Here is a 23,701-nt window from a genome sequence, read left to right as displayed (position 1 = left end):
GGCCAACTCACACACTCGAATGGTAGGAAGCGAACCTTAAAGGCAGATTAGAGACTGCCCGCAGCCCAGCGCTCAGCGCGGGACAACGCAGTTTCGAGCGCGAGCGAATGGGCTTGCTGTCGCGCGGCGGAGTTGGGTTTGGCCTGCAGCGCCAGGATGCTCTTCAGCACCTTCGCACTTTTGCCGGTGACGGTGCGCGACTCGAACGTCGATCGAAATTCCGCGTTCAGGCTGAGTTGCAATTCTGAGAGTAGTTCGAGAAGGAGTGTCAGCAGGTGATGGGCTTCGGTGGGCCAAGTGGCCAGCTGCGCGAGGAAGCGTTGCAGCAGTTCGGCCCACCACCAGGCGTGCCTCGGCGAGACGCGGGCCACTTCGCGGCCTGCGTCGGCGAGGCGGTTGAGTTTGAACCATTCGCCAGTGGCAAGTTTTGCTAAGACATCGAACTGCAGTTGAGCCCGGCCATCTTCGATACCGGTGATCAACACATCGATGGCCATGCCGCGCGAACTAGAGTCCTTGCTGAGCAGTGCGAGCCAAATCGCCAACCAACTGAGCTCGCTCCAAGAAACATCGGGCCGCAGGAGCGGTTGCAGATAAACGTAGTTCGGTTCGAACGTTGAAGCCGGTTCGTCGATGCGGACACGCAGTTGACGCACACCCTCGGCTAGTACGGCGTCGAGGTTCGCCGGCCAAAGTGGAATGAGCCAGGCCTTGCTCCATTCGACGCCGAAGTTGGCCCAGTTATGAAGATTGTCTTCGCGAATCGCCAGCGTCGGGCGGAGCGCGTTCTCTTCGGCGCGAGGAAGGCCGGGATTGATGCTCAGCTTGAGGGTCATCGTCGAGGACCAACGAGACGCGGGATTGCGGTCGATGGCCTGCCAGGCAAACGTCGGCTCGGCGATAATGGTCTCGCGCGACGGACCTCCGGCAAGCGCGAGGTCAGTGAGCGGTCCGAAAGCTTGTCGCGATCTGCCAGCCGCGAGCCATAGCGAGAATCGTTCATCGCTTTCGATAAACTCCGTCGGCGGCGGACCACCGAGCGCATAGCGCACGGCAGCGCCCCAATCATCCGGCAAATCACGGGCGCTCTCCAGCGCAGCCGCGCGATGATCGGGAGCGAGCCGAATGAGTGCTTGCAGCAGATCTGCGGTCCGCGGCGTGGTGGTGGCTTGCAGTCGAGCGACGAAGACGAGTGGATCGAGCCAACCGTGTTGATGCGTCGGCGCGCAGAGCAACGACCGCGATCGCCCGGCGGCGAGGCGCGCTTCGATTTCGCGCAGGCGGCGCTCAATAAACTTCGGCAAGGCGCGCGGATCTTCCATCTGTTTGTATTGAACCACCTCAGGCGAACCCAACCAGCGCAACAAGAGTTGCGGCAACTTGGGATGCATGCCCAAGCCCAGCAGGCCTCGCCAGTTGTCGCGGCGATTGGCTACGAGTCGTTGCACGAGCGGCTTGGCGCGCAACTCAAAGTCAGCCGGCCGCTCGCTGCCCAAACGACTGATACCGTCGAGAATCCGTTCGAGTTCATCTCCCGAATCGAGTTCTTCCAGCGCATGCGCGACGGCATCGAGCAACTCATCGACCGTTTCGATCGGCACGATGGGTGCGCAAGAAGTGAGAACCGAGATCTCGCTGACGTTGAACGATGCGCCGGTGAAGCAGGAATCGCTTGTGGCTGCGGTGAGCGCTGCGTTGAATCCGCTCGCGCTCAGCCAGCGCTCAGGAACGGCACTGGCGCGCGATTGAAACTCCTCGAGCGAAATCGACGGGGCAGGGGAGGGGAGCGAATCATCTTCGGCCGTCACGCCGAGCGCAGCAATCAGCGCTTCGCCGCGGGGGCGAACGCTTGCGGCTATTCCCGGCAATTTCGCCTGTAGTTCGCTGGCGTGATCGCGGTGCAACCGCGCCTGCCAACCGGCGAGCATCTTCAGCGCTGAGGCCTGCACATCGCTTGAATCGTGCGATAAGGCTTCGATGGCGAGATTGGCAATTTCTGGCACCAGGTCGGGCTGATCCTTGGCGAGTTTCGTCGCAATCGCCAGCACCATTAGTGGCTGCCCCTTGGGCTTCACCGCGAACACGGCGGGCGCAGCGGCGAGAAACGCGGGGCCATCGAGCAAGCCGAGCTTTTGCAAGTTGGTCAATTGCTCCAAGGAGAACTTCACCACGTGCGACGCACGATTAGCAAGCAATTCGCCGAACACCGTTTGCGCGGCAGCGAGTTCTTCGGGCGTGGCGTTCAGGCTTTCGAAAAACCGCGCGAAACTGGTAAGAGCATTGGCTGAGAAACTTGATCCGAGAGCGCGCAAGGTGGCAGTGAGCAATCGTTGTCGATCCATCAGCCCCAGTTCGCCGAGGCGAATCAGCGTCGCACACCAACCTTCCGGCGCATTGCCGTCGGCTGCATTCGTGGTGAGTACCTCAGGCTGAAAATAAGTGAGGAAGATCGATGTTTCGATTTCGAAAAACCGCCACAGGTCTTCGATGAACTCCGGATTCTGCTGCAGGTATTCACTGCGGCGGAAGCTACCGCGAGGCACGTCGCGGGGGCCGGGGCGATAGGGGTCAACGTCTCCGCTCAAACTCACGAGAAAGCGAATGTAGTCGTCTGAACTCGGCTTGCTGCAGGTGCCGTTGCGAAGTAGTTCGCGAAACATCCACCAGCTGATGGCCGGATACTTCTTGGACATTTGCAGAGCAACCCACTGATCGAGCCAATCAGGCCGGCGGTCGCTGAGAATTTTGATGGCAGCCGTTTCGAAGTGATAAAAAGAATCAACGCGTTTCGCGGCTGCGAGAGGGCCCACGGCGAGCACTGCCAGATGCAACATGTGGTAGGCACTGCTGGAATAGAAACCGACATCACGGCCAACCCGCGTCATCTCGACGACGGTCTTCGACAGCTTTCGCCGCTGGGCTTCGGTCCAAGTCGCCACAATCTCCGCCAACTGCATGGCATCGTCGAGCGTGCATTGTTGACGCCCCTTGCGGTCCAAACATTCCAGAAAGGCCTCGGCCGTCATACTTTATCCTCGCCATCTTCATCATCGCGTTCGACGAACATCCGCGCCGCGAGCATGTGTTTGCAGGGCCCGCGCTCACCCTGATGTTTGCTGTACCACTGACAAGTGCAGCGATCGCCCGTCGGTCGCAGTCGCACGTGGTGTTCGACACTGGTGCCCGGCACGCCGACGTCCCACGCTCGCTCGGCAGGGGTGGCGAGGACTTTCAATTCCTTTTCCGCGAGCAACTTGCGGGCTTCTTTCAAACGGGGCTGCAGTGCTTCGACCTGGGCGAGTTCAAACGGCAACTCACGATGAAAGAATTTTCCAGTTGCGACATCAAAACCGGCGAGCCCGCGCGTACCAAGTACGGCGAGGGCAGCGGCGACTTCTTTTTCTGGCAAGCCAACTTTGCTGGCGAGCGCGGCAGCATCGATTTGCGATTGACCGGCGAGATTGGATTGCACGTAAGGAAGCGCCTCTTGCCAATTTCCGGCGGCGAGTTGCGCGAGGACTTGCCCTTCGCCACTGAAACCGCGTTGCAGTTCGGGACTCATCAGCAGAAAGAATCGGCCGGTGGGAAAGATCACTTCCCAACCACTCACGCCGGCGTCGTCGGACCAGATGCGCAGAGTCTTGGCCGTCGTAAGCAACGGTTCGATCGCGCGAATGCGGTTCATCCCTTGCACCGGAACCGCGCTGGGCCGCGAGACCTGCGACAGCCGCAAAGAAGCGCCACTGGCCACGACGTACGAAATGTTTTTTGGTCCCACGCCGGTCGGCAGGCTGCGGACAAATCGTCGCGCTTCGGCGCCGGGCACTTCCACGCGCAGCTGCAAGCCAGCTTGATAGGCCTGCACTTCGCTAAAGCCTTTCAGCCAGCGAATCGGCAACTTTACTTTTTTCTCGACGACGGTTTCGCCCGCGTGCGTGAGCTCAACTCCTTCGCGGCCGACACTCAGCGACGCTTCGCGACTGTTACGCAGGCGAGCCAATGAATTCCGCATGGCCGTATTAAAGTCGACGTTGGTCGTGCCGCTGCGTTGAATATCGCGATCAAAGGCCGCCGCTGGCAAATCCACGCGCGCATACACGCCGCAGCAACCCGAGAAGCCTTCGAAGCGAAGCATCTCGGGCGAGCTCGTGACCACGGGATCGAGATTGGCAGGGCGCGGCAAAAAGTAATGCGTGCGAACGACATCGCTCAGCGCCAGCAGCATATCGCCTACCAACTTGGGCTCGCGAAGCCGCCCGCAAAAGAAATGCGGATGTTGCTGCCGCACGCTGCAGGTCGATAGATACAGTCCAGGCGCGCTGTCCACGTCTCCCAGATAAGAGGCGAAGGGATAGCGATAGGTATAATCGATGCCAGTCGCCATAAGCGATGTTTTTAAAGAAGAGGCAGGGTACCGTTGCCCGCACATCTTAACGGCTACGGCGGGCAACTTCACGCCTTTCGTCGATGGCCTGCCAGCGAACAAACGGGCTGAGTCATTCGTAATGCGTATCGCCCGAGGCGACGAACTATTCGCGGCGGTAAAAAACGGCAGTTTCGGCGAAAAATAACGAACTGCGGAGCTAACGGTGACGATAGTCGCAATCGCCACGGCCTTGAACTAAAATGGTGGCACGGCATCTGCAAGGAACGCGTGGTCGGAACAACTTGGGCGAAGATGAGGGCATGGCCGTGAATACCAGCTGGCGCGAGCGCAAGTCGGAAATCTTTGTAGCCGCACTCTTATTGTGGGGCGCGACGCTCACGGCGTTTGCAGCCGATCCGAAGCCGGATCATCGTATTGTGCTGCGAGTTTCCAGCGCGATGCTGAACTCATCGATGGACGGTAAGGATCTCGTTAATCGCGAATCCGATGTGCAAGAGCAGATGCTTGGAACCACCGTAATCGGCAAAGCCAAGGTCACCGGCACTCCGGTCGTCAAGTTGATCGAGAGTGGCGACAGTGCGAAATTTCAAATCATTCTCGAAGGAACGGCAGTCTCGCACACCACCGGTTACAACGGACCGGCGATCGTCACGAGCCGCTCAACGACGAAATTTACGGCCACGAAGCTGGTCGTTTTTGAACCAACCCGTGGTTTTTATGGTCAGCCTGCCAAGGTAAATGCAACGACGCAAACCACGATCGAGAACATCGATTCAACCCGCGGCGGAATTATTGGTCGAATTGTTCGCCGCCGGGCAGCTGCGATCGAAGCCGGTCAACATGGGCAGTTTGAACAGATTGCCGCTCAGCGAGCCGAACGGCGAATTCAACTGGCGTTTGAAAAGACAGCAGCCCATCGGCTGGCCAAGCTCAACGAAGTGGCCGACGTCCGGTCGCTGGCCTCGGCTACGGGTCACAGCCATAGCCCGATGGATATCAAGTATTCCTGCTGCACGACTCCGCACTACTTTCAAATCGCCACAAGCTTCAGCGACAGCGGCCCGCCGCTCGAGCTGCCCAAGTACGATCCGAACAATCCCCACAATGCACCAGTCGAAGTGTGGGTCCACGACACCTTCATCGGCGAACCCATCGCGACGGGCATCGACCTGCTGGCGAAGCAAGCCGAAACGAACAAACTGGCGCTTACGATCTCAGCCGTCGCTCGCACGCTGGGCTCGGCCGAATTCACCGATAAGATTCCGACGGTCATCGGCCGGCAAACGTTGCACATGCACAAGATCGGCCATTGGCGCGTCGCCAAGGTTGAAATTCCCGCGCCGGATCTAGCCGAAGTGGTGCAAGTGCTGCGGCCGGTCAGCGCTCCGAGCAAGCCAGCCGTGTTGCCCAAGGTCACCGTGGATGTTGCCGATGCCAATCGTACCTGGACTAGTGGCAAGTACACAGCCGAAGCAAAGTTTGTCGGCATTGATGGAAAAACGGTCAAGCTGCAACGCACCACGGGCGTGAATACGACCATCCCTCTGGAAAAACTTTCGGACGCCGACCAAGCCTGGATCAAAGAGTATCTGGCCAAGGCCCCGCGCACGGCGTCGAACTAGCACGGCTTCGCGCTGGGCTGGCATCTCGCCTCCGCATCTCGCGGCAGTGCATCGCCTGCATTAAACTTCGTCGCATCTCTCTCATGACGCGACGAAGGCCAGCCTGTGACCAATTACATCTCTCCGCTCGTAAAATCGCTCATTCAGGATCCGATTGCCAACTATCCTGCCGCGACGGTGGCGTGTTTCGATCCCACGACCGGCGAGCTGCCGCGGCGAAGACTTGATCACGCGCGGACGAAGCAGTTTTTGCAGGCCCTGATTGGCGTCGCGGGCCGCTTTGCAACGTTCGACTATCCCTATCCTGGCGCCGGTCGCTCGGCGTTGTTGATTGGCGCATCGACCGGCCAGGCGCACTTGCGGACAGCGGCTGAACTGGAAGAGTGGTTCCAAGTCGCCGCCGACATGGATTGGAAAGACGTCTACAAGGTCGCGCTGCTGCGACCTGAAGACGGCGAGGCCGCCAACGCGCGGTTGCTCGATCAGCTCGCACGTTTGCAATACGCGGTCGTCTTCGCTCGCCCCGGCAATAACCTGGGAAGCAATCCCACCGATCAGCAAGTCGCCGAAAACATGCGACCGATCGTGGCAGGCGCCGCCGAGCGCGGCTTGGCCGTTGGTCTGTATTCCATCTCCGATGTCAGCGGCTGTCCGATGAATCCCGAAGCGACTGCCGAGTTGGTGGGAGGGCAGGGGGGCGACAATGTAGTTGCCATCAAAGTTACCGAAGCCAATTACGAGAACAGCACGCTGCGATTTCTCGATGATCCACGGCTCGCGCATTTGAAAATCGTGCAAGGCTGGGATCCGCACCTGGCTCGCGCACTGCAAGATGGCCCACGCCACGACATCACGCGGCGGCAGCGCTGCGGTTTTACGAGCGGCGCTATGTCGTTTGCCTCGGTGTCGTATTTCAGCCTGCTGCTCGATTCAATTCGCAACGAGTGGGACGAAGTGCAGCAAACACAGGCCGTCGTCTCGCACGTCTTCGCAGCCATGCAGGACGACCCCGGCAAGTTCGCCGATCTGCAGCGAGCCAAAGTCATCATGGGCCTCGGACAACCGATTACGCGCGAAGTGACCAGCGAACAGATCGAACGAGTGTTTGCCGCGATCGATGTTTTGCCTCCTTCTAGCCGAAAATGGACGCTGCTCGACTCGCTACGGTTGCTACCCGATGGGCCGTATCAGGACCGCCTGCAAAGTCTGGCGGATGGCTGTTTCCAGAAGTTAAAACAAGAAGTGCAGCAGTCGCTCGCCAAGAAGTAAGGTCTCTCCATGTCTACCTATCCAAACATCTTTCGCGTTCGCCAGAAGTTCGACTCGCAAACCGTCGAGGACATTCCCACGACGGTCGAGAACGAACTCGCGCGACTCGAACTCGGCAATAAAGTGTTGCCGGGTCAGACAGTCGCCATCACGGCCGGCAGCCGCGGCATTGCAAACATCGCCAAGATCATTCACGCGGTTGTTCATCATTTTAAAAAGCTCGGCGCGCAGCCGTTCATCGTCCCCGCGATGGGTTCGCACGGCGGCGGCACGGCTGAAGGGCAGCGCGGGCTGATCGAGGGTTATGGCATTACGGAGCACGCCATGGGTTGCCCGATTCGGGCGAGCATGGAAACGGTCATCGTCTGCCAGGCTCAAGAAGGCTTTCCGGTGCATTTCGATAAGCATGCCTTCGGCGCCGATCATGTGTGCGTCGTCGGCCGAGTGAAGCCGCACACCAACTTCGTCGGCGACATCGAAAGCGGCTTGATGAAGATGATGTTGATCGGCCTCGGCAAGCACGAAGGGGCCAAGATCTATCATCGCGCGATCATTGACTACAACTTCGGACAAATCCTCCGCAGCGTGGCTCGCGAAGTGCTGGCCAAGTGTCGCATCGTCGCCGGCGTCGGGATTGTCGAGAACGCCTACGATCAAACGGCCAAGATCCAAGCCGTCGCGCCACATGAATTCGAAGCTCGCGAAAAAGAACTGCTGATTCTCGCCAAGCAATGGATCCCACGGCTGCCGTTTAACATGGCGCACGTTCTGCTCGTCGATCAGATCGGCAAGAACATCAGCGGCGCGGGGATGGATACGAACGTCATCGGCCGCAAGTTTAACGATCACGTCGCCATGGAAGACGAATGGCCGAAGGTGAAACGGATTTGTGTGCGCGACTTGACCGACGCGACCCACGGCAACGCGACCGGCATCGGCATGAGCGAGTTCTGCCTGACGCGCGTGATTGAAAAAATCGACGTGAAAATCACACGCATTAACTGCCTCACCGGCGGCCATCCGACAGCGGCGATGATGCCGCTCGACTACGCGACCGATCAGCTGATGCTCGACACAGCCTTTCCGACCTGCGGCTTGGTCGATCCGGAGAATATTTCTCTGCAGTGGATTCACAACACGCTGGAAGTTGCCGAAGTGGAATGCTCGGCCGCGTATTGGAATGAAGCCAAAAGCCGAACCGACTTGACGATCCTCACCGATCCGCGACCGATGCCATTCGACGCGGCGGGAAATCTGCCAGATCGGGTTTGACAGTCGCCTTTCACTCCGTGAAAGGACGCGTCTTCCCGTAGGCCGGACCAGTGGTCCGTCCGGGACTGTAACTGCAACCATTTTGGCTTGGTACCCGCTTCGTGGACGGACCACTGGTCCATCCTACGCAGACGCACTCTTTCGCGAAGCGAAAGGTGACTGTGAATTTGCGGCCTCACGCAAGCTGCCCCATCGCTCGTCGCCGAATAGAATAAACGCCGCTTTATTACCCACCGTTATCTCGCCCACCTGTTCTCGCCTAAGGAAGATCATGAGCAAAGCGCTAGCCCTGCTGCTGACGTTGACGATTTCGACTGCCTGTTTCGCTGCGGACCCCGCCACCATTCTGCTCGGCGGCGATGAACTGACCGCCGGCATTCCGGGCCAAGGCCCTCTCACGCTTGAACAGATCAAATCGTGGCTCGCGAACGAAAAGAATCACGAGACGCTCACCGTCGAGTTGCCGCTGGGGCTGAATGCCGGTGCAAATCAAATTTCTATTCCTAAAGACAATCCACTGACCCGCGCCAAGATCGAACTCGGCCGGCAGCTTTATTTCGATCCTCGTTTGTCAGTCGATCAAAAAGTCAGCTGCGCGACTTGCCATGCTCCCGACAGTGGCTGGGCCAAGGCCACGCAGTTCGGCGTCGGCATTAAGGGTTTGACCGGCAATCGCAATTCGCCCGTCAGTTACAACCGCATCGTAAGCAGCAATCAATTCTGGGACGGCCGCGCCGCCACGCTCGAGGATCAAGCCGTCGGCCCGATCGCCAATCCGATCGAGATGGGCTTCACGCACGAAGAGTGCGTTGGCGCCCTGAAGAAACTCCCGGGCTACGTCATTCAGTTTGAAAAGATTTTTCCCGGCGAAGGGATCAACATCAAAACCGTTGGCAAGGCGATCGCTTCGTTCGAACGCGCAGTTGTCACCGGCCCGTCGCCGGCCGATTACTACGAACCGCTCTATTCGTTCGAAAAGATTTTCAAGGACGAACTGGCCGATCTGGATTCGTTCAAAGCCGACAGCCCGGCTGAGTTTGCCAAGTACGAAAAGATGAAAGCCGAAAGCAAGGCTCACCCGATTTCGGATTCGGCCAAGCGCGGCCGCGAGCTCTTTTTTGGCAAAGCAAATTGCACCGCTTGCCACGCCGGCGCCAATTTCAGCGACGAGAAGTATCACAACCTGGGCGTCGGCATGGAAGTCGCGAAACCCGATTTCGGTCGGTTTGAAGTGACCAAGACCGAAGCCGACCGCGGCGCATTCAAAACGCCAACCGTTCGCAACGTGGCCCAAACTGCCCCCTACATGCACGACGGCAGCCAGAAAACGCTGGAAGAAGTCGTCGAGTGGTACGCCAAGGGTGGCCACGCCAATCCGCACCTGAGCGATAAGGTGAAGAAGCTCGACCTCACCGCGCAGGACAAAAAGGATCTGGTCGAATATATGAACGCGTTGACGGGACCGTTCCCGAAGGTCGCGACTGGCCGACTGCCGTAGGAAATTGCAGATTGCAGATTTCAAATTGCAGATTGAAAGACGACAAGCCCAGCGATGATTCGCTGGGCTTGCTGCTTTACGTCTTTAAAATCTGCAATCTTCGATCTGCAATCTGCCATGATCCACACTCCCCGTCTCCGCACCGTGATCCGGATGAACTAAAATAAATCTATGCTTCGCACCTCTGCTTCTGACCGTTGGCAACGACAACAACTCTCGCGTGAGTCGCTGCGCGCTTGGCAGCTCGAACGACTCAACAAACTGTTGATCGAGGTCATTCCGCACAACAAGTTCTACGTCGAGAAGCTCGGCAAACTCGTCAAGCCGATGACCTCGCTCGATCAGCTCGCCGATCTGCCGTTCACCTTCAAGGATGAGCTGGTCACCGCGCCGGCGGCGGGTGAGTTTGCGGCGAACCTGACTTATCCACTCGATCGCTACGTGCGTTATCACCACACATCGGGAACGCGCGGCAGGCCGATGCCGGTGCTCGATACGGCGGAGGATTGGCAGTGGTGGGTCGAGACCTGGCAATACATTCTCGATGCTGCCGAGGTCCGCAGCGACGATCGGGCCCTGATGGCGTTTTCCTTCGGGCCGTTCATCGGTTTCTGGAGCGCCAGCGATGCCTGCATCGAGCGCGGCTTGCTGGTCATTCCTACGGGCGGCATGAATAGTCGCGGTCGACTGGAAATGATGCGCAGTTGCCAGGCGACACTTTTGTTTTGCACGCCCAGCTACGCACTGCACCTGGCCGAGGTTGCGCACGACAATCAGATCGATCCGCGCTCACTCAGCATTCGCCATGTGATTGTCGCGGGTGAGCCGGGCGGCTCCGTGCCGTCGACTCGGCAGCGCATCGAACAAGCCTTCGACGCCCGTGTGATCGATCATGCTGGCGCTTCGGAAGTTGGCCCTTGGGGTTACAGCCGCGATGAGCGGGGCCTGCATGTGATCGAAAGCGAATTCATCGCCGAGTTTCTCTCCGTCGCGACCGGTGAGCCCGCCGTAGATGGAGAATTGTCCGAGCTGGTCCTCACATCGCTCGGCCGCCGCGGAAGTCCGCTCATTCGTTACCGCACGGGCGATCTCGTGCGGCCGCAGTTCGAAGCCAGCGGCGATAGCAGGTTCGTGCTGCTCGTCGGCGGCGTGCTCGGCCGGGCCGACCACATGCTGGTGGTCCGCGGCGTGAATGTGTTTCCCAGTTCCATCGAACACATCCTGCGAGGTTTTCCCGAGGTCGTCGAGTTCCGCGTCACGGCGAGCAAAGCTGGCGCGATGGATAGCCTGTCGGTAGAAGTCGAAGACCGACTCGCGCAGCCCGAACGGATCGCCCGCGAATTGCAGCTTCGCTTGGGACTCAAGATCGAAGTGCAACTCGTGCCGCTGGGCACGCTGCCCCGGTTTGAAGGGAAAGGACAGCGGTTTGTGGATCGGCGCCAATAGTCGTCGATCGCTCCCGCGATCGATGAACGTACGCCGACAATTCAGCGAGCCCATCGGCGGCCCACTGACTCTTGATCTCCATTCATCGATCGCGGAGCGAATCGACGACTGTTACGGCTTGATGCAGTAGAGACGATCGATGCCGCGGAGCAGCAGTTGATCGCCCGCGAGCGCTGCCGACGACCAGAACATGTCGTCGAGCTTGTTCGTGGCGAGTACTTTCAATTCGTTGCCTGCTTCGATCACAAATGTCTGGCCATTTTCATCGAGGCAAAAGATCTTGCCATCGCCGGCCCACGGCGAAGAGGTAAAGCCCTTCGCACCGTTGATCCGCTGCTTGTAGTGCTGCTCGCCCGTCTTGGCGTCGAAACAGCTCAGCACGCCGCCGCGTTGATCGAGCACGTACAAGTTGCCGCGGTAGAGTAGCGGAGATGCCATCGGCGGACCGGCCCGATCGACGGTCCAGGCCACGCCCTCGCTCGTGTCGGATGAGCCCTTAGGAGTGATGTCTCCTTTGGCGCCGGCTTTCACCGCGAAGAGCGGACCGTTGCCACCCATGCCGCCGCCGCTGCCGACATACAGCAGCGAGTCGTCGCCAACCGGCGTAGCCGAGCAACGGCTCACACTGCCGCCGAGTTCCCACAACAGGTCGCCCGTTTTGGGATCGTACGAACGCATCTTCGTGCCGCCGCCGGTCACAATCTCGGTGCGGACCTTATTCTTCCAGACAAACGGCGTGGACCAGTTCGAGCGTTCGTCGCGCGACTTCCGCCACAGTTCCTCACCGGTCTTCTTATCGAAGGCCGCGATGAACGACTTTTGTTCGTTGTCGCATTGCACGTAGATTCGCTCGCCATCGAAGGCCGGCGAGCTCCCCGCGCCCCAACCGTTCATCATGTTGAACGAGCCGAGATCCTTACTCCAGATCGGCTTGCCTTCGAGATCGTAGCAATACAAACCGGTCATGCCGAAGTAAACGTAAAGACGTTCGCCGTCGATGATCGGCGTTTCGGAAGCATAGGTGTTCGTGCTATGAATCGAGATGGTGGGCTTGGCTTCCTTGGCGAGGTTCTCCCACAACACTTTGCCCGTGGCGCGATCGAGGCAAATCACTTTCCAGCGATAGACCGCGTTCGGAGCACTGCCGCCGCCTCGTCCACCTCCAAAGCCGCCACCCGGTGGGCGGCCCGAACCAGCACCAGGGCGGGCCGGACGATCGTCGTCGTCATCGGGCGCGCGCGGAGCGCCACCCGGCTGCCCACCGCCTGGCCTGCCTCCAAAACCGCCACCACCGGGGCGACCACCGCCGCCGCCACCCATGCCCGCTTTCGGCTTCGGCTGATTCTCGGTGACTGCCGTGGTGAGAAAGATCTTGTCGCCCCACACCACCGGTTGCGACCAGGCCGCGCCGGGGAGTTCCACTTTCCAGGCGATGTTTTTGTCGTTGCCCCATTCGGTCGGCAACTTTTGCTCGGCGAGACCGGTGGCGGCCGGTCCGCGGAACTGCGGCCAATTCTCCACCGCCGCTGCCGGCAGCCATCCACCTGCCGCCAACACACCCAGCACCGCCCAACTGCGAAGCCCCATCGTCCACTCCTTCGTTCCGCGCGCACCCAAAGTACAAACCGACTACCCCAGAGGTTCAACCCCAACCACTCCCTCACGGACCGGGTGAAAAAAGCTATTCGGAAAGAGAATCTGCAGACATTCTCACGAATTTAGAAATGTCATTTGTTCCGCGGAGAAACAGCCTTCTGCATGCCTGTAAATTTCTCGCAAACACCCCACCTTAACGCTTGTATTTGCTAGCTCGCGGCGATAAACTCTGGCCAATTACTGGTGTATTCCACCCAAATTCAGGGAGCTGTTTGCTAATGAGCCTGCCTAAAAAGAAGTCTGCATCCAAGAAGGCCGCACCCAAACTGAAAAGCCGGAATTTCCGTCCGACTTGTGAGTCGCTCGAATCTCGCCTGAATCTGGCCGGCAACGTGCTGGCCTATGCACTGGGCCCGAATCTGTACATCTACGGCGACAACCTCAGCAACGAAGTGCGAATCGAGGGTGTTGTGGCGGGCACGGTCGAAGTGACCGGCGTGGGAACCTCAGTCAACGGCATTGCCAATGGCCAGATCGTGCCGAAGGGCATTCAAAACATTTTTATGGAAATGGGCAACGGCGATGACTCGGCGACATTCGTGCTGACGAACATCACGGGCATGCTCCGTTTTAATGGCAGTAACGGCAACGACAGCTTGACGTTCGGCGAAGACAACGGCGACTCAAACTCGTTTGGCAGCGTTGCGGCCACCATGGGCGCTGGCAACGACGCGATCAACGTTGACGACGGCAGCTTCACCGCACGTCAATCGTTCGTCGCTTTGAATGGTGACGGCAACAACGTGACCGACCTTGATCCCACTGTCTCGCTCACGCTCGGCCTGGTTTCGATCACGGGTGGCAGCGGCAGCGACTTCATCGATCTCGGCGATACGCTGGTCAACACCGGCTATATCACAGTAAACAGTGGCGACGGCGACAACGACTTCTTCATCGATGGCAACACCACCATCAATGGCGGCATTACCGTCATCGGCGGTTCGGGACCAGACAACTTCGAACCTGGCGACTTCGGCTTCAATCCGCAGTTGACCGTTAACGGTTCGATTGTCGCCTCATTGGGCAATGGCACGAACTTCATTGAGTTTGCTTCGGACAACGTCGACGTAACTGGTCTGATCTCCGTGACGGGTGGCAGTGGTATCGATACTTTTGATTTCGATACATTGACGTTCGATGTGTACGCAATTTCGCTGTCGCTGGGCGCTGGCGATAACGAAGTGTTGATGAACGAAGGGGCCACCACCATTCGCAGCAGCCTGACGATCGCCACGCTGGGTGGAGCCGATGAAATCACCGGTTTCGGCCTGAATGTTTTCGGTGGTGTGGTGGTGAGCACGGGCGAAGGGGACGACCTGATCCAACTCGACAACTCACGATTCCGTAGCGTCGTGACGGTTTCTACCGCTGGTGGTAACGATCGCGTGAACGTCGAAAACGGCAATCAAAATGATGGTATTGGCACTCAGTTCGACTCCATCGTTTCGATGGATCTCGGCGCTGGCAGCGATACGCTCGATATCGGCGTTGATGCTAACGACTTCGTGCGGTTCAACAGTCGCGTAATCGTCAATGGCGGACTTGGCACTGATACGCTCCTGCCCAGCGCGTTCAACGTCTTTGCTCTCGCCCCGACGCTGATCTCGTTCCCCTAAGCGGAACTCGCGCTCGCGATAATTGAGTAAGATTGTGGCCCGGCGGATTTTGAAAAATCCGCCGGGCCTTTTTTGTTTTGCCAGCGGAGCGCCGAGTGTCTGCACGATTTGAAAAGATCCAGCTGCGTATCGCACCATTGCGGGCTGCGCTGCTGGCTCATCCAATTTATGAACGAATCGATGAGTTGCCGGGGCTGCGGTTGTTCATGCAGCATCACGTCTTCGCGGTTTGGGATTTCATGTCGCTGCTGAAAGCGTTGCAGCGGCAGATCTGTTGCGTGAGCGTGCCCTGGCTGCCGCCAGCCGATGGCGTGCTCGCGCGGTTTATCAACGAGATTGTGTTGGGCGAGGAAAGTGACGAGGACGGGGCAGGGGGGCACGCCAGCCACTTTGAGCTATATCACCGCGCGATGCGGGAATGCGGCGCGGATACTGGGCTGATCGGCGGCTTTCTGCAATCCCTGAAAACTGGCTCGCCGATTTCAGCGGCGCTGGCCAACTCAGCCGTGCCGGCTAGCGTTCAGCAATTCGTGGGGCAGACTTTCGCGATCGCCCTGAGCAACGATCTGCCGGCCATCGCGGCTGCTTTTACATTCGGACGCGAGGACTTGCTGCCGGCTGTTTTTCAAAAGATCGTCGATCGACTTCACATGCAAACCAGCGGCGGGCTGAGCCGGTTTCAATATTATCTGGCCCGGCACATCGAACTCGACGGCGATCACCACGGCCCGCTGTCGATTCGGCTGACGACGACAATCTGCGGCGACGATGAGGGGAACTGGCAACGGGCCGAACAAGCCGCGGTTCAATCGCTCGAAGCGCGGCTCGCGCTGTGGGATGGCATGCTGGCCGCGCTGCCGTAACTTGCCAAAGCCAGCGATCAGCGAGTTTACTCGTCGCTATCGGACGCTCCGCCGCCGATGTCGAGTTTCGTCCACTTTCGTGCCTGCAGCTTCTTCAGGCCATCGGGAGTGACCGAGCCGTTTTCTTTGAACGTCAACGTCTGCAAATTCTTCATCGAGAGGAGCGTATCGATGGCCGCGTCGGTGACACCGGTGGTGCGGATCGACAACTCCTTCAAATTCGGCAACTTGGCGATCTCGGCGACGGTGGCGTCGGTCATTTGCGGCACGGTCCAGATATCGAGGAGCTCGAGCGTGGACAACTTCGCCAGATGTTGCAGGCCCGAGTCGCCGATCGTTGGCAGCTCTTGCAGGTAAAGCTTGCGGAGCTTCGGCAACTCATCCAGCACTTCCATCGCTCGGTCGTCGACATTCGGCAGGTCGCGGAGCTTCAATCGCGTCAGCCCCATGCCCTTCAGTGCGAGGACGCCTTCGGAACCGAACCCCTGGCAACGGAAAATCTCGAGCTGCGTCAGCTTGCCGAGCTTGGCCAGGTGCGGTCCCGATTGATCGGTGATTGCGAAGTCCTGAAACAGGATCGAGTCCAACGTTTGATTTTTGCTCAAGGCTTCCACACCCGTGTCGGTGACCGCCGTGCTGCGGTGCTTGAAGGCGACCAGCTTCGGCAATTCGCCCACTACCTCGAGCGCCATGTCGCCGGCTTCCATGTTGCCGCGCAGGTCGAGTGCGCGAAGTTCCTTGAGCGTCGAGAATCGCTGCGCGCCAATGTCGTTGACGCGGGTCTGCACCATCGTCAAGCGTTGCAATTTGCTAATCTGAGCGATTTGCTTCACCGCCGCGTTCGTCAAATTCACATTCGAGGACAGATCGAGTTCGACGAGGTCAGGAAATTCACGGACAATCATTTCAACGGTCGCATCGCTGATCACCGTGTTGGTCAGTGCCAGACTGGTGAGCTTCTTCAAGCCCGACAAGTGTGCGGCCATTTCATCGTTCAGCTGGCGGAAATTGAGAATCTGCAACTTTTTCAAATCGGTCAGCTTGCCGAAGAGGATGAGATCTTCGGGAGTCAGGTTCGAACCGTCTTGGATCACGATTTCCGTGAGCAGGTCACCGGTGGCGGGCACGCCCTTGGCGCGTTCGCCGAGCAACTTGATCCGCTCGCGGGCCAGTTTGACATCGAGCGGGTCAGCCGTGGCATTGACGGCCTTTTCGTTGTTTTTTTCCGCAGGAGTCGCAGGCTTGTTTCCGCTGTCATCCTTCGATTTGTCGCAGCCGGCCGCGAAAATTAGCACACCGACCAAAACCAACCGAGCGACAACGAAGACGCGTGGCGAATGTAGAGCTCTCATAATTCTCGTCCGGCCTGAAGAACCTAAAGAAGGCGACTTCGCCACAGGCGAATGCCTAAAAACAGGGGCGTCCTCCAGTAGGACGCCCCTTATCATGCAAAATTCCTGATCGGCACTTGATGGATACTAGTCCAGCTTGTGGCCTTCGGCGTAGTTCGGCTTGATCAGATCGGCCACCTTCGGCGTCTTGAGGTCCGACAGGTTGGTGACCTTGAGGTCCTTGGCATCCCACTCGACCTTCTCGCCCCATTCGCCCATCGCGCCGGCATCGCCACCCTTGGCAGCAGCCCACACGGCGAGGTTGCCGAGGAGGATCGTTTCGGTGAGCGGACCGGCCCGGTTGATGAAGTTCGACTTGGCAATCATCGGATCGCCAGCGCGCTTCGCCCGGAACAACTCGTACATGTTGTTGAGATCGTTGTTGCCCTTGTTTTCGGCCTTCTCGAAATCAACCTTCGCCTTATCGACGCCGTGCAGCGAGTAAACGCCGCAGTAATCATCCGAGCTATAGAAGGCGCCCTTTTCGCCCACGATCAGCACGCCGCTGTCCGCGACCTTTTCAATGCCGTGCTTCGTGAAGACTTCCATTGGCGGCTTGTTGCCCTTGCGGTCGTACCACCAGAACGGAATTGCCGGCCGATTCTTGGTCTCGGGGAACTCGAACTTGATGATTGAGCTGGCCGGGAAGCTGTCGAAATCGTGACCGGTCGACTTGGCGACCACCGAGATTGGATCGCGCAGTTCGCACGAGGCAAACGGCACGGTCAACTGATGGCAAGCCATGTCACCGAGGGCGCCCGAACCGAAATCCCACCAGCCGCGGTGTTGGAAGGTGTGATACAGACCGGGCCAGAACTCACGCGGCGGGGCAACACCCAGCCAGTTCGGCCAATCGACGCGTTCCAGTGACTTGGCGATTTCTTCCTTCTTCTTGGCGATGATCTTGTCGGCGTTTTCGGCATCATCCTTCTTGGCCTGAGCCGAGAACTTTTCCATCGTCATCCGGCGACCCGGGCCCTGGGCCCAAACCGGACGATTGGACCAGGCGTAAACGGCTTGCAGCGTGCCGAGGACACCCGATTGGATCTGAGCGATGGCTTCGCGGGACGAATCGAGCGCGGTGCCTTGGTTACCCATCTGGGTGCAAACACCGGTTTCCTTCGCCACTTGAGCGAGCTTCCGGGCTTCGTAGATGGTGCGGGTCAACGGCTTTTGCGTGTAGCAGCTAATGCCGAGCCGCATGGCAGCCAGTGTGATTGGCCCGTGCATGTGGTCGGGCGTGCTGATCGTCGCAATGTCGATATTCTTGCCGTACTTGGCCAGCAACTCACGGTAGTCGGTGAACTTCTCGGCCTTCTCGAAGCCCTTCGATTTTCCCTTGCCATCGAGCGTGTTGCGATCGACGTCGCAAATCGCGACCACGTTGCCAAACGTTGCGGCGTTGGCCGAGTCGCTACCACCCTTGCCGCCGACGCCGAAGCTGGCGACGTTCAGTTGTTCGTTAGCCGAACGTTCTTGACCACGCAGGTCGAGGGCACCGCCCACGAAATAGCCGACGCCAACGGCGGCGGTCGTCTTCAAAAAGTCGCGACGAACTGAAAGCTTAGTCATAGAGGCAACTCCTAGCGTTAACGCAAATTTTGTGGAGAGGGAACCTACGATCCATTGGGAAGCACCGATCATATCGACTGCGGAAACGTAAATCCAGGAGATACGATTTTTTCCAGGAAAGTCCTTGGTCCGCGGTTTTGAAATCCCGACAGCTTGTCCGGCGGTTCATTGGGAACAAGCCGGCGGGATGAACATTCTTTCGTTTGCGGGCCCTCCCATTCACAAGTATGATGGCGTCAACAACGACCAGCACTTTTCTTTTCCACGTGCACTTCTGCGACTTCGCTCGCACGGTCGGCACCAGCTCAACCTCTCCACCCGCGGGCATTCGGAGGATTCCGACTGCCCGCGGTTTGGTTTCTTGAGGAGGCCTGAGCGCCGCCGTCTTATTTTCCCTTGCAGCCCCCTTTTCGCCCATTTTGGCTGCGGTACGCTGGCTAGTTCATTCCCCTTTGTTCCCTCGCCCTTCGATTTAGAAACCATCATGAGCGACCCCTATTTTCAGCAGCTTTTTGCCGAACGCATCGGCGGTGTGAATTACGGCAAGGGAACCGAGATCTATAAGTTCGAAAAGATCAAGCGCGCCAAACGGAAGGCCCTCGCCGATTTTCCGAATCGTTCGCTCGTCGATTTTGGCATCGGCGAAAATGACTCGATGGCTCCGGAGCACATCCGCCAAAAGCTGAACGCCGAAGCCAATCTGCCGCAGAACCGCGGCTACATGGACAACGGCAATACGAATTTCAAGGAAGCCGTTGCTCGCTTCATGCAGCGGAACTTCGGCGTGACGCTGAATCCGGCCACGCAGGTCAATCACAGCATCGGCAGCAAGCCGGCACTCGCGATGATTCCGGCGTGCTTCATTAACCCCGGCGATGTCACGCTGATGACGGTGCCGGGCTATCCGGTCGCCGGCACGCACACCAAGTATTACGGTGGCAATGTTTTCCGCCTGCCGCTCCTCGCCGAGAACAATTTCTATCCCGATTTCAAATCGATCCCTGCCGACATCTGGACCAAGGTCAAGCTGCTCGTCATCAACTATCCGAATAGCCCCACCGGCAAAACGGCGACGACCGATTTCTACAAGCAGGTCATCGACCTCGCCAACGAAAAGAAATTCGTCGTCGTGCAAGACGCCGCGCACAGCCTGCTGAGCTACGACCAGGCCCCGAGCAGTTTCCTCTCGGTGCCCGGTGCGATGGACGTGGGCGTGGAAGTCCACTCGCTGTCGAAGGGCTTCGACATGATCGGCTGGCGGATCGGCTGGGTCTGCGGCGCCGAGCGGATGGTGCAAGCCTTCGCCGACGTCAAGGACAACAGCGACAGCGGTCAGTTCGGCGCGATTCAAAATGCTGCCGCCGCCGCGCTCGATGACGATGGCATTCATGCTCACACGCGGACGAAGTACAAGCGACGTTTGGAAAAGCTCGTTGCGATGCTGAGTCGCTGTGGTTTTCAATGCAAGATGCCAGGCGGCACCTACTTCCTCTACACGAAGTCGCCGACTGGTTTGAAGGACGGCACGGTTTTCAAGAACGCGGAAGAAGCCAGCCAATATCTGATTACGCAACTCTCGATCGTCACCGTGCCATGGGATGACGCTGGTTCGTTCCTGCGGTTCAGCGTCACGTATGAAGCCGCGACCGAAGCGGCCGAAGACGCCCTGATGGCCGAAGCCGAAAGCCGCCTGAAGGGCTGCGGCGTGCAATTTTCCTAGTGACTGTTCGCCCAAAAAGGTAGCCCGACGCGTGAGCGAGGGGGAGCAGCGAGTGAACGTGGTTATTGGCAGCGTGCGATAGCACAAAATAGCGAGAGAATGTTTTCGCCGATCGCCGAATCCAACTCGCTTCCGTTGTGCTGCCGCACGTTGCCGATAACCGCGTCCACGCGCCAAAACCTTCGGCTCACGCCTCGGGCTACCTGAAATGCGAGTGAAGTAAATCATGCTCGTTGAACTGGTACGCACCACGACAGCGGATGGCTTGCGACTCGACGGCGCGTTCCGCGCCGCCGGCGAAGGGCAGGTTCGTCGGCAACCGACCGTCATCGTGATGCATGGTGTCGGCGGCAACTTCTATCAATCGAGCACGTTCGAGCCGCTGCTTCCCGCGTTGCACGCAGCCGGCTATCCGACCCTGACGGTCAACACCCGCGGCCATGACAGCGTTTTCGGCACGCAACTCGGCAACGTTCGCAAGCGTCTCGGCGCTGCCTACGAAATCGTCGACGAATGCCGCGCCGACATTGCAGCCTGGATCAAGTTCCTCGCGAGTCGAAATCACGAGCGAGTCATTCTACTCGGCCACAGCCTCGGCGCGATCAAAGCTGTTTACGCACAAGCCAACGACCGCCATACGAACGTCGTCGCGGTGGTCGCCATCAGCCCGCCGCGGCTGTCGTACACCGCGTTCATGAATTCTCCCGAAAGCAGCCTCTTCTTTGAGTCGATGAGCATCGCCCGCGACCTCGCCAAGGAAGGGGCCGGCGACGAACTCTTCACGGCGAAGTTCCCCTTCCCGCTGCTGATCACTGCCGACAGCTACATCGACAAATACGGCCCCGCCGAGCGCTACAACCTGCTCGAGTTCACGTCGCAGCTCCATTGCCAGACGCTGTTCACCTACGGCAGCAAAGAACTCGCTCAAGGAGGCATCGCCTTCGCCGGCATGCCCGAAGCCATCGGCAAATTGCCCGCTCACGCCCCGCGCGAAGTCCTCACCATCGACGGCGCCGATCACTTCTACTCCGGCGTGCAACAGTTACTAGCCGATAGGGTAGGGGAGTGGTTAAGGGTGAAGGGGATTGATTGATTCGTAAGTATTCACAGCAGTGATTAGAGCGGGCCGCGATTTGGTCGCGCGAGGCGGTCACTGCTGAGCTTCTTCGCCATCGAGGACCAGCCAGGCGTGGGCTTGCAGGAGGTTGATCATTTGCCCAGTGATTGGACGGAGAAAGCAAGACACCAAGCAAAATCGCGGCAGAGTCCACGTTGATTTCAAGGCTGCGGCAGTACCGTCTTCAAGCGATAAATAGGCTGCAATCGCAGATTGCCATCGCGCCAGATGAGCGTTTCGGAGTGTGCCAGGGCGTGCTCCGTGACGATCTGCAGCGGCGACACTCCTGGGTGCGCACTGAAGTCGATTTCATTGACCTGAAGGTCAGAGTCGAATTCGTTGAAGTTCGCCGACGTTTTCCAAATGACCAGGCCAGTCTCTTGGCCATCGATCACGCAGGCCCATTCCTGAATTCCGGAATGAAGAAAAATGAACCGCCATGCAAACTTCACGTCGAGTACGGGCAAAAGGCCCCGCGCGCGTTTTTCCGCCGGCAAGTGAAGAGGGGTGATCAACTCCTCCAGCGCCTGCCGAATCGGCTTGCCATTCCACTCGATCAACCGGCCAGCTTCATACTTCGCAGTTTGCAACACTCCGCCATTCGCTAATTTCCAACTCCATGTTCCCTGAAAAACTCCCCGGTCGAACGAACTTGTGAACTCCACTTCTGTGGTTTGCCCGATGCCATTGCGGTGTATTCGCCTCTCCTTCCAAACTCCAACCCGCAGACCACGATCGTAGGTCCCTTGTACCGTGACAGACGAATGACGCTGTAAGTAGGCGCCATGCAACTTACCGTCGAGGTGTTGTTCCGCGTGCACGACTTCGCCCTGATCATCGAAGTGCGCCACACGGTTCAATTCATCGTCAAAGTATTCCCGCCGCACGAACAAACAGGGGGAATCGCCATTGTCCAACCTCCAGCACTCTGCCACCCCATGCCGCAGCGGCCGGCCATTCCAACTACGACGCAATGTGGTCGTCAGGCGATGATTTTCTTCACCGATGTAAGGCAGAATCATGATGTCAATCGAATCGCACCTCCAGGCTTCGTCGCTAAACAAGAATCTGCCCTGGGCCAGCAGTTCTATGTCGGGGAGCCTGCTTTCCCTTGTCTCCACCCACGGCCAGCGATAGACCGTCAGCCCGATACCAATGCAGGTCATCAAGACGAGCAGAGCGCGCAGGCTGAATTGCATTCGCCAAGTGCGAACTAAGGATGAAATGGCCATGTTTGAAATTCTAGTGACTCACTTCTTCTCCCGCAGATGTTCAATCCGGACCAAATGCAACCCGCCGTCGCGCCAAATCAGCGTTTGCGATCGCGCGAGCGCATGTTCGATCGCCACGGCCAACGGCGCTTTTGGTTGATGCTCTGCCAAGTTCAATTTGCCGAATGTATCGTGCCAGTTACCGCTCAAATACGAACCTTGAGGCCGCGTGATGGTTAGTCCGGTTAATTGACCACCGATGACGCATTCATCCGTCCAGAAGTCGGTAGTAGTTCGCTGAAAACGAGCGTCGCTCGCGGGCGAAAGAAGGAGCTCACGCATTTTTTCGTCTCGCAATTCACAGGGAGTAATCAGTTCCTCCATGGCTTGCCGGAGAGGCTTTCCATTCCATTCGACGAGCCGCCCAGAGTCGTACTTCGCCGACTGCAACACACCGTCAGGTGACGTCTTCCAAACCCAATCTCCGTGAAACACTCCATCCCGAAAGGACCGAGTCACGTAAACATAAAAAACTAAATCGTCGATGATGGCATGTTCCTGGATCTCCTCCCAAGTTCCGTCGCATTGGCCACGAACATAGTTCCCTTTGACTGTCCTTAGGACATTGCGGTCCAAGTAAGGGCCATGCAGCACACCACCCTGAAAATGTTCGGAGTGAGTCAGGATGCCTTCTTCGTCATAGCAGAACTGGCAGATCAGTTCGTCGTCGATGAACTCCTGACGCCAGACTAGCCACTCTGGGCCGGTATCAGCTGATCGCCAGCATTCTGACGGCCCGTGCCGCAGCGGTTTGCCCGTCCAGCCACGACGATAAGTCGTGATGCGATAGCCCGACGCCGTGCCTGAACGCGGGCGTGAAAAGGAGGGCAGCGATTCGGCCTGCCAAGCGCCGCCGATGAATTCGAATCGGCTAAGAATGACCGACCGGAGCATTGGGTCGTTAGCCGCGGTGGTCTCCACCCACGGCCAGCGATAGACCGTCAGCCCAATACCGATGCAAGTCATCAAGACGAGCAGAGCGCGAAGGCTGAATTGCAGTC

The 23,701-nt window shown here is 58.5% G+C and carries 16 protein-coding genes; 9 read left to right on the top strand and 7 right to left on the bottom strand.

Annotated features, from left to right (window positions below):
- Window positions 1–47: 47 nt before the first annotated feature.
- Both M9Q49_RS04730 and M9Q49_RS04725 read right to left on the bottom strand, forming a co-directional pair.
- Complete coding sequence (locus M9Q49_RS04730) at window positions 48–3,026, bottom strand: DUF6493 family protein (RefSeq protein WP_254507506.1); 2,979 nt, start codon at window positions 3,024–3,026, stop codon at window positions 48–50.
- Window positions 3,023–4,384, bottom strand: a complete 1,362-nt coding sequence (locus M9Q49_RS04725) for an SWIM zinc finger family protein (RefSeq protein WP_254507505.1) — start codon at window positions 4,382–4,384, stop codon at window positions 3,023–3,025. Before M9Q49_RS04725 ends, M9Q49_RS04730 begins: the two co-directional genes overlap by 4 nt.
- A gap of 308 nt (window positions 4,385–4,692) precedes the next feature.
- Here M9Q49_RS04725 and M9Q49_RS35705 point away from each other — a divergent pair, with 308 nt between their 5' ends.
- From M9Q49_RS35705 to M9Q49_RS04700, 5 genes are all read left to right on the top strand, one after another.
- Window positions 4,693–6,009, top strand: coding sequence for an SHD1 domain-containing protein (locus tag M9Q49_RS35705; RefSeq protein ID WP_254507504.1), 1,317 nt, complete (start codon window positions 4,693–4,695; stop codon window positions 6,007–6,009).
- A 105-nt stretch (window positions 6,010–6,114) separates the two neighbouring features.
- Window positions 6,115–7,278, top strand: coding sequence for a hypothetical protein (locus tag M9Q49_RS04715; RefSeq protein WP_254507503.1), 1,164 nt, complete (start codon window positions 6,115–6,117; stop codon window positions 7,276–7,278).
- A gap of 9 nt (window positions 7,279–7,287) precedes the next feature.
- Window positions 7,288–8,550, top strand: a complete 1,263-nt coding sequence (locus M9Q49_RS04710; RefSeq protein ID WP_254507502.1) for a lactate racemase domain-containing protein — start codon at window positions 7,288–7,290, stop codon at window positions 8,548–8,550.
- 271 nt (window positions 8,551–8,821) lie between these two features.
- Window positions 8,822–10,048 carry a cytochrome-c peroxidase gene (locus M9Q49_RS04705; RefSeq protein WP_254507501.1) on the top strand — a complete coding sequence of 409 codons (1,227 nt, stop codon included), beginning with the start codon at window positions 8,822–8,824 and terminating at the stop codon, window positions 10,046–10,048.
- Window positions 10,049–10,219: 171 nt separating this feature from the next.
- A complete protein-coding gene (locus M9Q49_RS04700) occupies window positions 10,220–11,494 on the top strand; it encodes a phenylacetate--CoA ligase family protein (RefSeq protein ID WP_254507500.1) in 1,275 nt (424 codons plus the stop codon).
- A gap of 111 nt (window positions 11,495–11,605) precedes the next feature.
- Here M9Q49_RS04700 and M9Q49_RS04695 read toward each other — a convergent pair whose 3' ends face one another.
- Entirely contained in the window at window positions 11,606–13,081 is a 1,476-nt protein-coding gene (locus M9Q49_RS04695) for a PQQ-binding-like beta-propeller repeat protein (RefSeq protein WP_254507499.1), read from the bottom strand.
- Window positions 13,082–13,368: 287 nt separating this feature from the next.
- Here M9Q49_RS04695 and M9Q49_RS04690 point away from each other — a divergent pair, with 287 nt between their 5' ends.
- Window positions 13,369–14,766, top strand: a complete 1,398-nt coding sequence (locus tag M9Q49_RS04690; RefSeq protein ID WP_254507498.1) for a hypothetical protein — start codon at window positions 13,369–13,371, stop codon at window positions 14,764–14,766.
- Window positions 14,767–14,861: 95 nt separating this feature from the next.
- A complete protein-coding gene (locus M9Q49_RS04685) occupies window positions 14,862–15,629 on the top strand; it encodes a DUF3050 domain-containing protein (protein WP_254507497.1) in 768 nt (255 codons plus the stop codon).
- Window positions 15,630–15,655: 26 nt separating this feature from the next.
- Here M9Q49_RS04685 and M9Q49_RS04680 read toward each other — a convergent pair whose 3' ends face one another.
- Window positions 15,656–16,981, bottom strand: a complete 1,326-nt coding sequence (locus tag M9Q49_RS04680) for a hypothetical protein (protein WP_254507496.1) — start codon at window positions 16,979–16,981, stop codon at window positions 15,656–15,658.
- Window positions 16,982–17,107: 126 nt separating this feature from the next.
- A complete protein-coding gene (locus M9Q49_RS04675) occupies window positions 17,108–18,592 on the bottom strand; it encodes a Gfo/Idh/MocA family protein (protein ID WP_254507495.1) in 1,485 nt (494 codons plus the stop codon).
- A gap of 484 nt (window positions 18,593–19,076) precedes the next feature.
- Between M9Q49_RS04675 and M9Q49_RS04670 the strand changes: the two genes are divergently transcribed.
- Both M9Q49_RS04670 and M9Q49_RS04665 read left to right on the top strand, forming a co-directional pair.
- Entirely contained in the window at window positions 19,077–20,312 is a 1,236-nt protein-coding gene (locus tag M9Q49_RS04670) for an LL-diaminopimelate aminotransferase (protein ID WP_254507494.1), read from the top strand.
- A 226-nt stretch (window positions 20,313–20,538) separates the two neighbouring features.
- A complete protein-coding gene (locus M9Q49_RS04665; RefSeq protein WP_254507493.1) occupies window positions 20,539–21,405 on the top strand; it encodes an alpha/beta hydrolase in 867 nt (288 codons plus the stop codon).
- 185 nt (window positions 21,406–21,590) lie between these two features.
- On the opposite strand, the gene M9Q49_RS04660 is transcribed toward M9Q49_RS04665, so the two are convergent.
- Together M9Q49_RS04660 and M9Q49_RS04655 are read right to left on the bottom strand one after the other, a co-directional pair.
- Window positions 21,591–22,628, bottom strand: coding sequence for a toxin-antitoxin system YwqK family antitoxin (locus tag M9Q49_RS04660; protein ID WP_254507492.1), 1,038 nt, complete (start codon window positions 22,626–22,628; stop codon window positions 21,591–21,593).
- A 51-nt stretch (window positions 22,629–22,679) separates the two neighbouring features.
- Complete coding sequence (locus tag M9Q49_RS04655) at window positions 22,680–23,666, bottom strand: hypothetical protein (RefSeq protein WP_254507491.1); 987 nt, start codon at window positions 23,664–23,666, stop codon at window positions 22,680–22,682.
- Between the last annotated feature and the right edge of the window lie 35 nt (window positions 23,667–23,701).

This window comes from Anatilimnocola floriformis (assembly GCF_024256385.1).
Lineage (GTDB): Bacteria > Planctomycetota > Planctomycetia > Pirellulales > Pirellulaceae > Anatilimnocola > Anatilimnocola floriformis.
Note: the sequence above shows the minus strand (reverse complement) of the source record. Positions and strands in the feature narration are given on the sequence as shown.

Excerpts from the sequence above, each read along its gene's own strand:
- M9Q49_RS04730 (WP_254507506.1), bottom strand. The coding sequence starts at position 3,026 with ATGACGGCCGAGGCCTTTCTGGAATGTTTGGACCGCAAGGGGCGTCAA.
- M9Q49_RS04725 (WP_254507505.1), bottom strand. The coding sequence starts at position 4,384 with ATGGCGACTGGCATCGATTATACCTATCGCTATCCCTTCGCCTCTTAT.
- M9Q49_RS04710 (WP_254507502.1), top strand. The coding sequence starts at position 7,288 with ATGTCTACCTATCCAAACATCTTTCGCGTTCGCCAGAAGTTCGACTCG.
- M9Q49_RS04705 (WP_254507501.1), top strand. The coding sequence starts at position 8,822 with ATGAGCAAAGCGCTAGCCCTGCTGCTGACGTTGACGATTTCGACTGCC.
- M9Q49_RS04700 (WP_254507500.1), top strand. The coding sequence starts at position 10,220 with ATGCTTCGCACCTCTGCTTCTGACCGTTGGCAACGACAACAACTCTCG.
- M9Q49_RS04695 (WP_254507499.1), bottom strand. The coding sequence starts at position 13,081 with ATGGGGCTTCGCAGTTGGGCGGTGCTGGGTGTGTTGGCGGCAGGTGGA.
- M9Q49_RS04690 (WP_254507498.1), top strand. The coding sequence starts at position 13,369 with ATGAGCCTGCCTAAAAAGAAGTCTGCATCCAAGAAGGCCGCACCCAAA.
- M9Q49_RS04680 (WP_254507496.1), bottom strand. The coding sequence starts at position 16,981 with ATGAGAGCTCTACATTCGCCACGCGTCTTCGTTGTCGCTCGGTTGGTT.
- M9Q49_RS04675 (WP_254507495.1), bottom strand. The coding sequence starts at position 18,592 with ATGACTAAGCTTTCAGTTCGTCGCGACTTTTTGAAGACGACCGCCGCC.
- M9Q49_RS04670 (WP_254507494.1), top strand. The coding sequence starts at position 19,077 with ATGAGCGACCCCTATTTTCAGCAGCTTTTTGCCGAACGCATCGGCGGT.
- M9Q49_RS04665 (WP_254507493.1), top strand. The coding sequence starts at position 20,539 with ATGCTCGTTGAACTGGTACGCACCACGACAGCGGATGGCTTGCGACTC.
- M9Q49_RS04660 (WP_254507492.1), bottom strand. The coding sequence starts at position 22,628 with ATGCAATTCAGCCTGCGCGCTCTGCTCGTCTTGATGACCTGCATTGGT.
- M9Q49_RS04655 (WP_254507491.1), bottom strand. The coding sequence starts at position 23,666 with ATGACTTGCATCGGTATTGGGCTGACGGTCTATCGCTGGCCGTGGGTG.